This window comes from Planctomycetia bacterium, from assembly GCA_016795155.1.
GTDB lineage: Bacteria > Planctomycetota > Planctomycetia > Gemmatales > HRBIN36 > JAEUIE01.
The window spans coordinates 1-16,506 of the sequence record JAEUIE010000048.1 but is presented as its reverse complement, the minus strand read 5'-3'; the positions used below and the strand labels follow the sequence as shown (position 1 = coordinate 16,506).

General features: G+C 48.8%; 15 protein-coding genes and 1 tRNA gene. 6 read left to right on the top strand and 10 right to left on the bottom strand.

What is annotated here, in order from left to right; translation table 11 throughout:
- Nucleotides 1-4: 4 nt before the first annotated feature.
- The gene (locus JNJ77_16660; GenBank protein ID MBL8824219.1) at nt 5-409 is read right to left on the bottom strand and encodes a hypothetical protein; all 405 of its coding nucleotides are present in this window, start codon (nt 407-409) and stop codon (nt 5-7) included.
- A 145-nt stretch (nt 410-554) separates the two neighbouring features.
- Between JNJ77_16660 and JNJ77_16655 the strand changes: the two genes are divergently transcribed.
- Together JNJ77_16655 and JNJ77_16650 are read left to right on the top strand one after the other, a co-directional pair.
- Nucleotides 555-1,781, top strand: a complete 1,227-nt coding sequence (locus tag JNJ77_16655) for a PQQ-binding-like beta-propeller repeat protein (protein MBL8824218.1) — start codon at nt 555-557, stop codon at nt 1,779-1,781.
- 18 nt (nt 1,782-1,799) lie between these two features.
- The gene (locus JNJ77_16650) at nt 1,800-3,194 is read left to right on the top strand and encodes an NADH:flavin oxidoreductase (protein ID MBL8824217.1); all 1,395 of its coding nucleotides are present in this window, start codon (nt 1,800-1,802) and stop codon (nt 3,192-3,194) included.
- 11 nt (nt 3,195-3,205) lie between these two features.
- Here the strand turns inward: JNJ77_16650 and JNJ77_16645 are convergent, their stop codons facing one another.
- On the bottom strand, nt 3,206-4,000 hold the full coding sequence (locus JNJ77_16645; GenBank protein MBL8824216.1) for a 2-phosphosulfolactate phosphatase: 795 nt from the start codon (nt 3,998-4,000) through the stop codon (nt 3,206-3,208).
- A gap of 63 nt (nt 4,001-4,063) precedes the next feature.
- A tRNA-Glu gene (locus JNJ77_16640) sits at nt 4,064-4,136 on the bottom strand.
- 141 nt (nt 4,137-4,277) lie between these two features.
- On the opposite strand from JNJ77_16640, the gene JNJ77_16635 reads away from it, so the two are divergent.
- A complete protein-coding gene (locus JNJ77_16635; protein MBL8824215.1) occupies nt 4,278-5,141 on the top strand; it encodes a hypothetical protein in 864 nt (287 codons plus the stop codon).
- On the opposite strand, the gene JNJ77_16630 is transcribed toward JNJ77_16635, so the two are convergent.
- Nucleotides 5,138-7,192, bottom strand: coding sequence for a hypothetical protein (locus JNJ77_16630; protein MBL8824214.1), 2,055 nt, complete (start codon nt 7,190-7,192; stop codon nt 5,138-5,140). The genes JNJ77_16635 and JNJ77_16630 overlap by 4 nt on opposite strands.
- A gap of 206 nt (nt 7,193-7,398) precedes the next feature.
- Here JNJ77_16630 and JNJ77_16625 point away from each other — a divergent pair, with 206 nt between their 5' ends.
- Complete coding sequence (locus tag JNJ77_16625) at nt 7,399-8,982, top strand: tyrosine-type recombinase/integrase (GenBank protein ID MBL8824213.1); 1,584 nt, start codon at nt 7,399-7,401, stop codon at nt 8,980-8,982.
- A gap of 75 nt (nt 8,983-9,057) precedes the next feature.
- Here the strand turns inward: JNJ77_16625 and JNJ77_16620 are convergent, their stop codons facing one another.
- From JNJ77_16620 to JNJ77_16610, 3 genes are all read right to left on the bottom strand, one after another.
- Nucleotides 9,058-9,798 carry a hypothetical protein gene (locus JNJ77_16620; protein ID MBL8824212.1) on the bottom strand — a complete coding sequence of 247 codons (741 nt, stop codon included), beginning with the start codon at nt 9,796-9,798 and terminating at the stop codon, nt 9,058-9,060.
- Nucleotides 9,799-10,904: 1,106 nt separating this feature from the next.
- Entirely contained in the window at nt 10,905-11,063 is a 159-nt protein-coding gene (locus JNJ77_16615; protein MBL8824211.1) for a transposase family protein, read from the bottom strand.
- A gap of 132 nt (nt 11,064-11,195) precedes the next feature.
- Nucleotides 11,196-11,486, bottom strand: coding sequence for a transposase (locus JNJ77_16610; protein MBL8824210.1), 291 nt, complete (start codon nt 11,484-11,486; stop codon nt 11,196-11,198).
- A gap of 908 nt (nt 11,487-12,394) precedes the next feature.
- Here JNJ77_16610 and JNJ77_16605 point away from each other — a divergent pair.
- Entirely contained in the window at nt 12,395-12,742 is a 348-nt protein-coding gene (locus tag JNJ77_16605; GenBank protein MBL8824209.1) for a hypothetical protein, read from the top strand.
- Here JNJ77_16605 and JNJ77_16600 read toward each other — a convergent pair.
- Complete coding sequence (locus JNJ77_16600) at nt 12,732-13,055, bottom strand: DUF1580 domain-containing protein (GenBank protein ID MBL8824208.1); 324 nt, start codon at nt 13,053-13,055, stop codon at nt 12,732-12,734. The genes JNJ77_16605 and JNJ77_16600 overlap by 11 nt on opposite strands.
- Before the next feature lie 480 nt (nt 13,056-13,535).
- Here JNJ77_16600 and JNJ77_16595 point away from each other — a divergent pair, with 480 nt between their 5' ends.
- Complete coding sequence (locus JNJ77_16595) at nt 13,536-14,288, top strand: hypothetical protein (protein ID MBL8824207.1); 753 nt, start codon at nt 13,536-13,538, stop codon at nt 14,286-14,288.
- Between the two features lie 428 nt (nt 14,289-14,716).
- On the opposite strand, the gene JNJ77_16590 is transcribed toward JNJ77_16595, so the two are convergent.
- Together JNJ77_16590 and JNJ77_16585 are read right to left on the bottom strand one after the other, a co-directional pair.
- A complete protein-coding gene (locus JNJ77_16590) occupies nt 14,717-15,436 on the bottom strand; it encodes a hypothetical protein (protein MBL8824206.1) in 720 nt (239 codons plus the stop codon).
- Nucleotides 15,437-15,511: 75 nt separating this feature from the next.
- Nucleotides 15,512-16,192: a ThiF family adenylyltransferase gene (locus JNJ77_16585; GenBank protein ID MBL8824205.1), complete on the bottom strand. Its 681-nt coding sequence runs from the start codon at nt 16,190-16,192 to the stop codon at nt 15,512-15,514.
- Nucleotides 16,193-16,506 lie beyond the last annotated feature (314 nt).

The following is a 16,506-nucleotide window of genomic DNA, read 5'->3' as shown; positions in this document are numbered from 1 at the left end:
ACAATTACACAGTCAAGTGAGGCACGTATTGCTGATAGAGCCGGATGGAATAGACAACGACTGCAGCAGTCACCACGCAGCCTAGAAACAGTACAAACTTACCTGAGCCAGGACGCTTTCGTTCGACGATCTCAGCAATCGTAATAACAAAGGCCACCACGCCGAATTTGAAGAAGGTCATGCCCGCTATATTCCAATTCTTAAAAAACCAATTGGCAATAGGATTGGATTCATAAAAATCAGGACTGAGATTCAGCAGGTAATAAGTGATCACCAGGTCTGCAATGCTCAGAAGTAGAAATAAGAGAATCCACCATTGCAGTTTGCTGGTATCAATGGCGATGGCATGCAGCCATTTGGGCATGCCCTGGTACTGGTCGATCTTTTCGGGAGAGGGATTGTTCGGCATACGCATTTCCTTGTTGCCAAAAGTGTACCATTGCCAACCTGTGTTCATCAAGTAGATACCAGGCAACTTGGGCAAACCCGCTATGAGATCATCGTCATCATGATTCAAACAAATAGATTACTTTCTTCCAGGGAGACAGAGCAACATGTGGCGTAGGCTTTGGTTATTGATTCCATTTCTGCTGTCAGCACCGATTGCTGCGGAAGACTGGCCTGAGTTTCGTGGACCTACCGGTCAGGGGCACTATCAAGGTAAACTACCCATTTCCTGGAATGAAAAGGAGCATATCGCCTGGTCCGTCAATATTCCTGGAGAAGGGTGGTCGTCGCCAATCGTCGTGGCTGGTCGTATCTATCTCACCACGGCAGTGCCCAAGCCAGATAAGAAGGGCTTTTCGTTACGATTACTCTGCCTGGATACGGAGCATTGTAAGGAAATTTGGAATATCGAAGTTTTTCAAGAACCAGCCAGTGCGCCGAAAATTCACAATAAAAACAGCCATGCCAGTCCGACACCAATTTTAAAAGATGGCCGCATCTATGCCCACTTTGGACATCAGGGTACGGCGTGCATTGATCTTGATGGAAAAATCCTGTGGAGTAATCAGGAGTACCAGTACAAGCCTGTTCATGGCAACGGCGGGTCGCCCTGCCTCTCGCAGGATACTCTGATTTTCTGTTGCGATGGTGCCGATATCCAGGCTGTCATTGGCCTGGATATCAACACAGGAAAAACACGCTGGAAGACGGATCGCAAAGTTGAAACCAACAAGCCGTTCTCGTTTGGTACGCCGCTGGCTATCACACATGAAGGTGTACATCAGGTAATCTGCCAGGGTAGTGAAGTAGTCATGTCACTTGATCCCTACACCGGCAAGGAACTGTGGAGGGTTCGATACAGGGGGTTTTCGCAGATACCTCGTCCTCTGTATCATCAAGGATTAGTTTACATCTGCACCGGTTATGAATCTCCCAAGCTGATGGCTATTAAGCCGGGAGGCAATGGCGATGTAACCCCAACGCATGTCGCCTGGACGGTACCTCGGAGCGTACCTGCCACGCCTTCACCAGTCATTGTGGGTGATGCACTTTACATGGTTTCTGATTTCAGTGTCATGAGTTGCCTCGATGCTAAAACGGGTGAGCAGCGTTGGCAGGGAAGACTGAGTGGTGGCCACTCGGCATCACTGCTACATGCAGACGGCAAGATTTACAGCCTCAATGAGAAAGGCACTTGTTTCGTGGTGGAAGCTGGGCCAGCCTTCAAAGAGTTAAGCAAGAATACGTTGCCTGGTAGAACACTGGCTACACCTACGCCTTATTTGGGTAAGCTTTATCTGCGAACGGATGAAAAACTCTACTGCATTCAGTGATTTACCAGCAGGCAAGTTATGGCGCATTATTTCAGATTCAAAACTCTTGATGAACTGCGTCAGGAATGTGCCCGCCTTAAAGTCGACCTGGTTTTTCAAGATGATTTGTCGCCTCTCTTTACCTCGGTGACCATCGGCAACAAGGTATTGGGCAACCGTTTGTGTATCCATCCCATGGAAGGTTGTGATGGAACCACGGATGGACATCCGGGTGACTTGACCGAACGCCGTTACCGACGCTTTGGTTCTGGTGGCGCCAAGCTCATTTGGGGTGAAGCTGCTGCAGTAGTGCCTGAGGCACGAGCCAATTCAAGGCAATTGATTGCTGATGTCAGTCATTTGACCAGCCTGGCCCGGCTGGCAGAGCTAACCAGAAATGCTCACCTCGAAGCCTTTGGTAAAGATGATGATCTGCTGATTGGTTTGCAACTGACTCATTCCGGTCGCTATTCCTATCAACAGCCATTGATTGCTTGTCATGATGAACTGTTGGATGCCAGACTGAAATCACCGGCTCGATATCTCAGTGATGAAGATCTGAAGAGGCTTGAAGATGACTATGTCACAGCAGCACATGTTGCATATCGTGCCGGGTTTCAGTTTGTCGACCTCAAGCAATGTCATCGTTATTTGCTGAACGAGTTGCTTTCAGCCCGAACAAGGCCTGGTCCATATGGTGGTTGTTTTGAAAATCGAACCAGGCTTGCACGAAATATACTGAGCCGTTGTCGCCAGGAACTTCCCTCGTTAATCCTTGCCAGTCGTATAAATCTGTTTGATGGTATTCCTTTTAAGCGAATGTCAGATAACAAAGGGCAGGCTGTTTGCTGTACATTGCCGTTGAGTAATTATTGGGGAGTAAACCCATCTCAACCTGACATGCCCGATCTCAATGAGCCTGTGCAATGGATTGGCGAGATGCATTCGTTGGGTGTCAGCCTGTTCAATCTGACGATGGGCAACCCCTATGCATCACCACATTATTTAAGGCCGTTCGAATATCCGCCACCCGATGGCTACGCAACGCCGGAACATCCGCTGGAGGGTGTTCATCGGCACCTACATCTGGCGGGGCAAGTGCAACTCAGTTACCCGCAATTACCTTGTGTTGGCAGTGGATACAGTTGGTTGCAGGAGTTTCTCTTCAACGCCGGTGCAGCCAGTATTCAGCAGGGCAAAATCAGTCTAGTTGGAGTTGGCCGGGCTTCACTGTCGCAACCTGATTTCGCCAAACAACTGATGGATCATGGCAAACTCGATCGCAAGCGTGTCTGCCGTACCTTCAGTTATTGCACTGCCCTCATGCGATCCAAACATAATGCCGAGGGACAGTTTGTTACCGGCTGCCCGCCATTTGATAAGGAAGTGTATGGACCAGTTTGGAAACAGGCGAAGGAAACCATGCCTGAATAGCAGCACTGGACTTATTTCCCGGGCCACAATCTTCGTTCAAGCCCAACAGAGCCTATCTGAAAATAAATGCGCTGCTTGCCATCGTAGCGCATCTCGGGAACGATCATCAGTCGATCAACATAAGCAGCCCATTCAAGATCTTCACTCAGGCCAGCTTGGATCAGTTGCTGTCCGCCACCTGAAAGTTTGAATGCTTCTTCCAACAGCAATCCATGACATTCAAACGTGTCCCAGGCTAATCTGGCACTATCGTTGAGTTCAGCCTTCAGATGCGGCATCAAGGCTGCAACTAAAGCTCCTGCCAGCAACGTATCCTCCAGTGAGATGTGACCATTGGAACCTGCGCAGAGAAAATGAATGGGCCGGGTTTCGTTCAGCAGATTTTCGCAGACGGCACTGAAATTGACAAAGCCTGCAGCCAGCACACGATCTGCGTGCCGGGCATGCAACATAGCTCTAGTGCCGTTGGTGGTGGTCATCACCAGCAGTTGATCGTGACACCGCTGCCAGGTAAAATCGCTCGGCGAATTGCCCAGATCAAAGCCGGGAATAGGCAGGCACTCTCGCTCGCCGCAGAGCAGTACCTTTTCGCCTGATTCTTTTAATTCTTCCGCCAGCGACAATGCAACCGGTATTTCGCTAACAGGGTAAAGACTGGTCACACCGGCATGAAAGGCATGAACCATAGTGGTCGTGGCACGCAAGACATCAATGACTACGACAACACCACCCCGAAGTGCCGAAGCATCCACCAGACCGGGCAGCAAATGTACCTGCAACGATGCTGATGGCTTGGCACTGGCCACTCAAGCCTCCTCGGTGAAGAACAAAAGCCGGCTTCCACAAGGAAACCGGCTTTCCTGCACAAATGACCCTAGGGAGATTCGAACCCCCGTTTTAGCCTTGAGAGGGCTACGTCCTAGGCCTCTAGACGATAGGGCCATCTGCTGCAATTTTAGCAGTAGCCACTCACCTGTCAAGCAGGCTCAGGTGATGCAATGTTACTCGCCACTCATGCTTCAAAGTCTTTGCGGTACTGATAACTCTAGGCAAGCAGCCAGTCGTTAGTATCAATGAGGTATCATGAAATACCTGATCACATGGCTCAAGTTGCATTTCATTCTCTCCATTGCATCTCAACTGGGAATGTGGCTAAGCATTGTGCTGGTTTATTGCCTGATTACCTGGCTGGTGCTCGACTTAACGGGTTTCCACATCAATGAACTTGGCACAGAAGCATCGCTGATCAATACCATTATTCTCAGCCTGCTGATGGGCTTTCGGAACAGAACGGCTTATGACCGCTGGTGGGAAGGCCGACGACTCTGGGGGCAACTGGTCAACGATAGCCGCAACCTTGCTGCCAAATGGTTTGCTTACCTTCCACCTGATGAACTGAAAAATACCAGAGCAGTAGAACTGTTAACGGCATTTCCTTTCAGTCTGAAAAAACACTTGAGAAAAGACACTTATCGACTTCAGGATTTTCCAGGGCTCGAAGGAGAGACCGCGATGCCTGCTCATATCCCGGCATATATCGCCAAGCACTTGCATCAGCAGGCTGCGCTGTGGTTACGGGAAGGCAAAATCAATGAGTTCATGTTCAGAAACATGGATTTGCATCTGAACGGACTGCTGGATGTCTGTGGAGCATGCGAACGCATTGATAACACACCCATTCCGTTCTCATACAAGGCCATGTTGCGGACAGGGTTGTTCCTGCACCTGCTGATTGCTCCCTGGTACACCATTTCCTATCTCGGCTGGAAAGGCATACCGGTGTTACTGCTGGTATGCTTCTTCCTGATGGGAATAGAAATGATCGACAGTCACATTGAAGATCCATTTGGTCATGATGAGGACGATCTCGATCTGGAGCGTTATGCCCATACGATCCGGGACAACGTTATTCAGATATGCAGTTCGTACAGGACTCCGAATAATTAGTCGCGCGTTTTGATTTCGGGTCTGCGTTGGGCTGCATCCTTCCCGTGATCCCACTGGCTCTGGTAACTGTGCCAGACCATGCCCACGATGGGATATTGAAACTCGGTGCCATGCGTGTTCCACCACTGACGTGATTCTTCGTGCACCTTGAGTTGGCTGAGCAGTGAATTATTGGGCAGGCGGTAATCAAGTCCTGCATAACGAGGACAGAAAATCCGGCACCGGGGAGCGCCACCTTCGAAGGGTTGTCCACGGCTATCTGCTCGGTAATGGTTGGCAGCCAGTCCTGTGATTCTCAGCTTGGCAATGTGTTCGCCGGCTTGGGCCATTTCCGCAACATGCAACCAATCCCAATCGCCCTGCGCGCCATCACTGGAAGGCCAGTGGTTAATCTGGTTTACAGTGATATTAAGAGTGGTTGCAGTATTGGGAGTGCTGAAGCAAACCCAGCATGGAAAACCTCGATCAGAATACCAGTTTTCTACCGTAACCTGCCGAATGTTTACCGCAGCAATAAACGCTCGTGCACCATCGGTCGTAATGCGGCCACTGACTAAAAATGAACCGGAATTGTTAATGCTCAGGATGGACGATTCCAGTCCGCCAGCGGAGACTGCGTTCATTGACCTCACTTCCCAGTTGGCTGACTGGCCTCCTTCACACACCACACCATGCCTGGCCCAGACGTCGCAATCGATGAAGATTGGTTCGCTGCAGGTATGTGCCCCTTCAAAATGGGCCAGTTGCCTGATGGCTGCACTATACTTTCTGCCTATCAATGATCGCCACAGTTTGATCGAGCATCGCTCAGCACGGAAGTGAAAGCAGGTGGAGCCATCGTAACTCAGGAAATCAATGCCGCATTCCGCCGTGGAGGATTCCATGTTGCATCCTACCAGCCGGGTGTATTGCGATGTCTCAACCCACATCGGCCATTCGGTGGGATAGGGCAGGGCAGTGCCCGGTGAGGGCTTGACCGTAGTCAGATCCCAGGATGCACCATTCAAGGCTGAGATGGTGCGTCGCATCGACTGGCCGGCCCGAAATGGCATGATCACCGGGCAACGCAGCTCCTGAGGAGAATCCACCAGGATGCTTTGATTGGTTTGCTCGATGGCCTGCTGCAGACTGGTAAGCCAGGAGCGTCCCTGTCGGGTGGCAGGTGACTGCTTACTCTCAACAAAGCGATCAACTGACACTTTGATCTGGGTGAGTCCCCAGAGAAAATCATCACGAGTGGAATACTTGTCAACGTGTCTTCTGGGCTGCCGATGCCAGTTGGATTCTCCTTTTACTCTGAGGTAAAGGTAAAATCCGAGTGCTCCTTGTGGCGGGCAACCAGGTCGTTGAAGCCAGAAAGGGTTGTTGAAATCCTCGCTTTCTGAATTGGGGAGAACCGTAATCACATCCGAAAGAGGAGACTCTCCCTCATTGCCTACCCAGGTGTAGCAGACTTCGTATGCCCTGTTGGGGATGTGGTAAACGGTGATCAGAGGTGGATGGTCCGGCGCTGCCAAGACGGTTGATCGTGGGAAAAACGTTTCATCTTCGAATCGCTCGCTGAAATTGCCCGCATACCAGCGGATGGTTGGCTGGATGGCTCGAGCACGCAAGCTATGATCGGGTAACCCCGTCAAGGCAAGAAACGGTCGAGGTTGTTGAGCTTTATTGGCGCCGTTGGACCGCCATTCGAGTTCGCCATTTCCTGCTGGCCCCAGTGGTGAACTGCCACCTACCCGCCGCGACCACAGGACGTAGGCGCAGGCCCGTGTGAACATGCCATCCTGCAGTTTGACGCTGATGGTGTAATTGCGTGGTGCGTTGATTTTGACGGAAGGCGACATCGGGCTGATTCTGCCTGTGTCATCCACCAGGGAATAGGCCCATTCGTACACTGCTGGAGGTTGCGGATTGCTGCCAACATGCGAATGATAAACCAGTGCAGGGGGCTTGGGCAGCGTGACCCAGCCTGCTCGATAATCACTGGTCTTGACGGTTTGAGCCTGGAGCAGCGGACAGCATAACAGCAGGCAACAAACTGTTCGAATCATGGATTTTCTCAATTACTCCCGACAGGATTTGAACCTGTGACCTACGGTTTAGGAATCGCAAAAGTGTAAATTTTAAGCGGATTTTTGCATGTCTTTGGGGTAAATTGATACCTATAACAGCATTTTACCCCACATGATTTACCCCATTTTTTCCAAGTCGCATTGGCATCACTAACTCACCCTCCTGTCGAGAGCATGGAACACTCATGAAACGATACAGAAAAGCAGGCTCCTGGGAAGGTGCTCCACACTATCGATGGACCAAGATGATTGAAGGGACACGATATCGTGTAAAGTGCTCAGATCTTGGATTGAAGGATAACACCTTATGGACTCAATCTGATTCCTATCCTTTGGCAAATAAACATTTCCAAGATATAAAAATGCGCTTGGCTCAAGTTAAAGAGGACCAGCTTCCGCACGCAGATTCCGTCAATGCTACTCGTCGCGAATTAGCACTGCTTCACTCCGCCGGCTTGATAGATGAGGCAATGCGTGCTCAAGATCACATTAATAAGTTGAAGAACAGACCAGCCAAACCTATTGTTTCACCAAAGTTGGTTGATGATTGTTATGAAGAATACAGACTTAGTCGCGGGAATAGTTCGTGGGATAACTCCCTTCCTGCAGTAATGATGTCCTATCTGAAAACGATTGAACTCATTGCTCATAGGGGACGCCTCCCGGAAGCTGAAACTGTGGGCATTAAAGAGTGCATCCGAGGTATCTTACAGCAGAACCTAGACAGGGCATTCACGGACAAACACGGTAAAGAAAGGCTCGGCTATTCGGTTGACATGAAAACCCTCGAAAAACTCATTGAAGTCACGCCACGATCCAAGTCTCTCGGTTATCTAGCGGATCAATTTCTCAAAGAAAAGAAATCAAACTGCCTCAAACTTGGCCAATCAACTACTGATTTCAATAATCTCAGTCGCACGATGCAGCTATTCAAAGAAGTCTTTGGTGAAGAGACTAACCTTGAACATTTCCCTCAGTCCAAAGTCAAGCAATGGTATGACTTCTGCAAGTCGAAGGAGGTGGAGAGGTTAAAATCAAAAAAGGAAGGATGGTCAGGAATCTATGCCAAGAAGGTATTCCAGTTTGGACTCGCTCTTTTGCATTGGGCATACAACAACGAGCACATAGACCATTTGCCCAGGAAAATGAAAAGCAAAGAGTTTAGATTCGATACTAGTTGTGGCGATCCAAAGGTCTTCGAGCCAGCTGAGATTTCCAAAATACTGTTACAGGTAAAACACCCAATCTACAAGGCTTGCTTCCTGCTCATGCTGAATTGTGGAATGACACAGGCAGATGTTTCGGATATCGAGAAGAACCAAGTAGATTTCCAAAAAGGCACCATCACCAGACGTCGATCGAAAATGAAAAAGGCTGGCAAAGGCTTTACTGTTACCCATCATCTATGGCCGCAAACCTTAGACTGCCTAAAAGAAGCCGCATGTAATGACAATTTGCATCTTTTGCTGAGTGAAACTGGCGCTAAACTCTATGAGAAATGCATGCGTGGGGATCAAATTGTCAACAAAGATCTCGTTTACCAATATTGGCGTCGGACGATCAATGGAAGCAACATCTCATTGAGCCCTCGTCATTTCAGAAAGACTGGTGCAACTCTGATAACAGAGAAGTTTGATTTATCAACCGCACAACTTTGGTTGGGGCACACTCCAAATGAAATTGCTAGAAAGCATTATGTCAGGCAGACAATAGTACCTAAAGCTGTAACTGATTATCTTTATGGCAAATATTTTGTAGGATCAGCCTGAGAAATACCGGAAGTTTAAGTCTAGAAGTTTGCGACAAATGCACGGGTTGTATGAAGTTCGTCTTTTTACACTTCCTTAGCCTTGCTCTTCTCTTGAGCCTTGCTCTTCTCCTGTAGCACAATCGGCCGGTGCCCCTGCCTCAGCACTACAAACGCTCTGTTCATGAGTCAGATTCTCCACGAATTTCCTGTACTCTGCTTCCATCTCGAAGGCCTGTTTGAGGGCCTTGAGATTAGGGTTGATCTTATTGAATCTTCGATGACAGACTCCAAATCGTCTGGTCAGACGATACTTCGTCTTGCGTCGAAGTATGGAGAGCAGGACGTTCGGCGGCGCCGCCGAAATGTCCTGAAACCTGGCAGCCCACGCCACCGCTTTCAGGAAAGTGCGATTGACTGTCTTTCTTTCCACATCAACCTGATGGCAGAATTTGTCGACGGGCCTTGGAATCACTTTCCCGCAGGTATGCCTCGCAGACAGCAGCAGCGCGCTGTTGACGTTATAGGGAGTGTATTTATTACCTTCGAAGTCCTGGATGCCGACACCTCGAAACCTGATGTGCCAGAATCCATCATTACCGTATCGCAATGTGGAAGTCATGACTGCACCGCGTATCCCGGGCGGACGTTGGTGACCCTTCAATCTCTTCAAGAACTTCACCATACGCCCCAGCACTGATGACATGTATTTGAGAACATCAGCCGGCCGTGCGTGGCAGGTGGCAACTTTCACCACGACACCGAACCGAACAATACGGCCTGCCTTATAGTGCTTGGCAATCCTGGTAATTTTTGAATAGTTGGCAATTCCAGTCATGATCCCTCGCATCAACGGCCAGGATACTCTTCGAACCCAGCAGTAAGGACACAGCAACGCAGATCCGCACGGATGGCGACCCATATCCGAGTAAGATCGGTAACCACCATTGGGCGGGCAATGATGCAGACGGGATACCTTTCTCAGAACATGTTCTGATAACACGCTTTTTATCTTTTGAGCGTAGGCATTAATTTTAGAGTACATAGTAAAGCTGCGGTTTTCGATTTTTCGGAACGCCTCGGACAGCCCGAGCGTTGCTGATTTGTCGTCGTACGGCTTCCCGACATAGTCGACCTTGGGATTGATTTTTTGTCTCAAACACGGTCTCCAGGACGAACCGATGGAGAACCATACGTACGGTCTTCGTGGATGGTAGAGAGTCCTATAAGTCATGAAATCTCCAGTTTCAACGGTGAAGTGTTAGATGTCGCGTAAGTTGTTTATTTACAAAGACTTAATTTAGTTATTAGAGAGGCTGTCTTCTACGGCGCAACATACCAGTATTGACCTACGGTCAATACTTCAGGGGTTAGTTCTTTTTAGTTCTTTAAGTCTTAATGTCTTATTTAATACCACCAAAAAATTCACGCCCCGCGAAGCGCGGGGCGTGATATTTTGATTGATAAAAAATCGCGCCAAATTGATCCAAATCACCCCCCGAGGGAAAAGATCCATCGAGGTCATAGATCCTGTCAAATAAAACAAACCAACCACATCCCGAGGGTCTTGCTCTTCCTTCGAGGAAGATGATACTCTCGATTCAAAACTAAGATTTACGCGACCAGGCGAGTAAATCTCAAAATTGAGATAAAATCTCAACTGATAGGATTGATGATTTCCAAACTGATGTCAGGGAAATCTGGAACCAACTCATCGAGCTTGAGCCTCGAAGTTCTTGAAGCATGGTCGGCGAGCTTGCAAAGAGATCTCGGAAAAGCACGATTATCCGCAGTTTGTTGTGAGCACCATAGCTACCGAGGAAATCACCTTCGCACGCGAGTTCTCCTCACACGACTCTCCTCATTCAAGGCTTCCGGGTTGCCTCGGTAGTAGTCCAACGCCGACTCCACATCCTCCGGAGGTATCTCCTGCTCCCAGGCTTCTCACACTATACGGTTGCTCCGCTCCATCAAGCCATTCTCCTCCGGGCAGCTCGCCTTGATCTTCACATGGCTCAGCCGATTCTCCTCCAGCACCTGGCGGAACTCTTTCGATAGATACCCGCTTCCATTGTCCGACCGAATCTCCGGCCTGGCCTGCAATTCCCCTCGCTCATCACGGTATCCCCAACGCCAGCAACGTCTTCTTCACCGGCCAGCTGCTTCGTGCCTTTGTCTTGAGCACCTCCTGATGCACTCGCTCCTGAAGCTCCACCGGCAACTGGCCGTAGTCCTCTAAACCCAGCGCCCCTTTTTTATCTCCAAATTTTCCGTCGTGATCTCCGCGATCACATTACGCAACCGCTGCACCTCCGCCGACAGCTGCTCTTCTTTACTGGTCGTCTGCCGGGAGAAGATCTCCTGCGCCGACGACTGCAACTGCTTCTTCCATTGGTAATACTGGGTGATGTTAATCCCTTCCTGACGGCACAGCTCCGACAGATTCGTCCCTCGATCCAATCCCGCCAGCACAATCCGCAACTTCTCCGACGGCAACCAATGCCGACGCTCTTTACGCTCACTCATGGAGTCTCATGATTCTTCAATGGCAACCAGACCCGACTCCCTCTAACTTACCACCTGTGCCACTGCGGGTAAAACATTACAGAATCACTAACTCAGTTCCGGCGGCGCCGCCGGAATTCAACATCAGGCTTCTCAACCACTATGGCACACTCGGAATGGTTAGTTAGACCTTATTGATTCATGCCACTGAGGTAGGCAATCTGGGAATCACTTGTGCCAATAGGTGATCGCGGCGTAGAGCACCATGCAGTGAAAGGTCGAGTTGTCTTCTCTTATCGGATCGCCACATGTCAGCATTGTTTCAGTGATAGACACATTGTTTACGATGTTCCGTCTCCATTAGTAGCAATGCTGGTCCTAGTCCCTGGTGTTTAGTGGTTGAATCGTGGCGGATGATCGCATGCGCCACATAATTCGAACATTTCCACTAGCCCGTTGCTGCCGTATCCTTTGTCGCGATGCCTTCTTTCAACGGAGGGACACTCATCAATTCCACGGTAAGATTGATGTCCTGCCCGGGACGGAGACATTCGTCATAGCTGACTCAATCCATATGAGGATGAGTGGAATTTTATCCCAAATCCACAATGGGATCGTCCCAACACCTGGTCATCTTCTCTACCGTTCATACCCGCACCGTGCTGTGGGCCTGCACGATAGTGCTGTCAAGTATCAATCGTGTAAGGGATCCTGAACCACTTCTTGGATGAACTGCCAGACATTCTTCTTGCATCACTCGTTCTTCTTTTGCTGGCTGCCTGTTACCGACTCCTCTCACTTACATCTGTGCCACTTCGGCTGAAATAGTTCAGTAACGTGTCTGACTTGTTGGTATTGGATACACAAATCGATTGTGGTACACATGTGTAGTGTAATGATGAACAAGAAACGCATATATGGAGGATGTCATGCCTAGGAAGAATCGGGATAAGGAACAAGAAAAAGAATTATGCTTTAGTCAGCAGTTAGATGAAATGAGTAGCCGTGAGGAGGAAAAATTTATCAGTCAGCAGAAGAAATATCTAAGGAAGCGGATCAAGGAGAAGGAAGCTGAAATAACTCATAATCTACAGGAATTACAGGCACTCACCGATAAAATACTCCAAACTGATGAGGCGTTACAACAATTTGCCTTAACATTTCTTGAGCAAAGAGCCTCCCGATATGGTTTTCGCCGAAGGGGGCAAACCTGGTATCACATTTCGTCGGTGCCAAGAATTGCCCCTTCCTTGATAGATCGCTTGATTATTCAATAGGTAATTCGATTTCGCCAAAGTTGCCAGACCAAAGATTGTCATCCCGTGGTGAACCCATTTGCTCCAGTTCTTCCTTTGAAAACTCGAATTCACGATTATAACGGCCATCGGCTTTCTGGGTCAGTTTTACTATGAAGCGCTTAACGGCTTCCTGGGAAGTGAATCTCCTCCCCCCAACCATGCTGGTCTCCAGAAAGCACCCGTTCATTCCCGCTTTGATCCACCGATAAACGGTTGATGCATGAGGATTGCCAGGAAACAATTTACCTGATTTACGAATAGGAATCAATTTTTCTTTATCGATGTCAATCATTTGTCTTCCCCCCATCCGAGAAATGATTGGCAAAGTATGTCCCCGCCATATCACGTATGAATATACATCTGATTATAACTACCAACAAGACAGGTTGCTGATGAATAAGAATTTAGATCCAGACAGAATAGCTATGAATGAGACAGAATAAGACAGTTTACATACGATTCAATTATGAATAAATGATGATTCGAGTGGTGTATAATATCGAAAATTGTTGCGGAAATGCCTGGAAATACGATTGATCAGAACAGTAGAACTGTTAGATATAGTAAGCGGTATTTCTGAAAAAATGTAACACAAGTGGGTAGCCAAAACATGGCGTGGGAAAAGCGCAAGGGTGGGAGAGAGTATTACACACGCAGCCGACGTGTTCATGGCCGTGTGGTGCGTGAATATTATGGTAATGGTTATCTTGCGGCGTTGGCTGAACTAGAAGTAAAAGTGAATAGGCAGGAGAGAGTTCGTTCGAGGTATGAAATGAAGAAACTGCAGCAGTATCACGAACATCTTGAATTAACTTCCATGTTATGGGACAAGTGCCTGTCAACGCTTACTATGTTGACTCTGAACAATGCAGGTTTCCATCTGCATGGGAGTAGTTGGCGACTCAAACGTCCAGGGAAGGAAGCTATGAACGCGACTCCATCACCGAATCCAACTAACGAACATCCGAAAACTAAAGAACAGGAGGCCAGCACAACGCAGAATGCAAGTGTTAGTGAAGATGAGCTTGAGCAAATGATGGAGAAGGAAGCTGATCTCTGGGATCTCCATGGAGACATGTTTCAGAAATCGATCGACCATCTTCTAACAGCCTACTTGGGTGATAATGTCAAACAGAAGGTATCGCTGAAACGGAAACTAAAAAAACTGAAAAACGAGTGGAAAGGGGGAGGAAGTGCTTTGGAAGTGGCACATGCCGAGAGGCTTTCCATTCTCTGGCTACAAGTTTATCTAGCTGAAATGTTATACACCGAAGCATCAGTAAAACAGAAAACAAACTTTTCTTTAATCCGCCATCTCGAAAAACAATATGACTCCGCCCAGGTTCGATACGAGCGAGGTCTCAAATCTCTGGTAACCATCCAAGTAATGCTGGAACGAAAGAACCAGCTAGCGCAAAAGATAACGAACTCTATGCGATCAAAGCTCGCTCGATCACGAGTAAAAACTACTCGACATGGGAAGCCATTTAACCGCGTATTTGCAGATTCAACCTTGCAAAACTAAGAATGGTTGAAGCTGTCGGAGAATGGCTAAAAAAATAGAGTCTTGATTAGGCCAAAGTTCAAGCCACCTCGCAATAGGTACGAGGTGGCTGGTGGGGTTACTGCCTTTTCCCACTTGTAGGGCGAAACGCCCCAGAATGCAGGGCAATCATGACCAGTATCCCGGAAACTATCCAGAATACGGATCCAGACCCAGAAACCAGGGCTGCAATCGCACCCACAATCAGGCAGAGGTAGAGTGATACAGCATTTAACTTTTGCCTCGCGGGCATCGTGTTCTCCTAAATGGTAACGAGATAAATGAAACAGCGGTGCAATGGTTACATCGCAGCCAGAATTCATTTGTGTTTTGAATGAAGATGTAATCAGGTACCGACAGTCGATACAGGCAGATCGCGTGAAGTTTTCGGCGGCGCCGCCGGACAAGAATTACAATTTACCCGAATCATTCAGCATGCCTAATGGTACTCGCTTGGAATGGCTACTTACTCTAGGCATGAAACAGAACTGGCATGATTCACTTGTGATTCGTTGCTTCCGCCTCAGTCCATCTTGTTCTGGGCAAATATGCGCATCTGAAGAATGTGTAACTGGATGCTTGCGCAGTGGATAATCTCGAAAGATCAGATGCACTGGGGAATTGATCTGCTCGAGAGGATCTAGCTGCAGCCAGGCGAGTCGAACCCGTGGCGGCACATTGGCTGGCAACCCCGTCTCGCTGTCACAGGAGTACCAAGCTGAACAATTGGGCAGAGAAGCCATTTCTTCCAATACGACGCAAATTGGTGAAATACGCCAGGATCGGGTGTAGAAGTAGAAATGGGTTCGAGGTGACTTCTCAATAACTTGGAGCCACTTTCGGGCGTACTCCTCCGAAAAGAAATCTCCGCCGATATGGATGCGTACAGTCCTTATCCGCATGGCCCGGACAAAGTAATACATTCGCTGAGCAAAATCTCGGCGTTTGGTCATCACCAGGTTACGTTGATAGGCCTTGTGAACTTTGGGACGCAACTTTTCCAGGCGCAAAGCGTAACAAGATCGGGCGCAGATGGAGGTGCGACCCGGGCAGACTGCATCCGTACCCGAGGGGAGGGTAAATCCCCAGATGTGTTTCAGTCCTAATTTACGATTGCCACGTGTTAACACGTTTCTCCTCCAGAAATGAAAAAACCTGCCTGGTATTCCAGGCAGGGATGGGGTGTTACGCTGGGTAGTAACGAACTACTCGTTAATGATCAGTTCACCACTCAACAGGTTAAGAGTTTGATCGGGGATCAAGGGTACTTGCCGAAGCCATCGAACCAACTGGGCGATCATCAAGCCAGCGGCGATTGAAGCGGTGTAGATAGTCGAGCGAGCAGTGCAGGGGCCGCTCTGAGCTTCAGATTCGCTAAAAAGCGAGTTCTGATAATGCTGCGGATTCGTCCGTTCATCCTGTGCCAGAACACGCATGACCTCTGCCTGCATGCGTCCGTCGACAAGAAGTGCGAAACGTCCTTTTAATGTTTCCCAAATGATTCTCCTTGTCGTGATGCTGTCTACACACACCATAATTACTGGGATCCTGTCGGAATCCGCAGACCAACCGGGTTGGCGTCGAAATCGTTCAGTTAGCATCGTCATTTGAAGTGACGGTAGGATTTGCAGACAAAGCGTGCTTGTGGCCTGGACCTTGGTATGTCCCAGATCATCTGGCCTGTACCCCTGGACAGCCAGGTTCTCCTCAGCAACATGATCGTGATCCACCAGGGTCATTCTTTGCACGCCAAGAGTCGCAAGTTGCAGTGCAACTTGTCGACCAATCGCCCCGACGCCGATCACCAGTAAATGGAGTCTGGATAACTTGTCAGCAGGAACCAAGCCGCGTTGCCGAATATCCCGATCAGGGAATGATGTGTTCATTAAGCGTATCTCCTAAGGAAGTCCAGAACGATTCATCCCAGGTATCCAGATCCGATATCTGGGGAGTTGGATTGAGAAGTTCTGGTTGAGTGTGGGTTGGATGAATTCCAAAATGGTGTAAGGTTTGCGGTAAAACATTTTGTCGATACTCCTGTTGCCAGGCATCTCGGAATTCGGTCAGCACGTTGTTAGTAAGCTCACGTGGCCAGGACTCCCAGTCAACTCGCCAGCGCAAGCGACAATGGCCACCGGGACCTGCCGAGAATTGCATCCTGGCATAAGTCTGACCTTCACGGCTCAGGATCGCCATCACG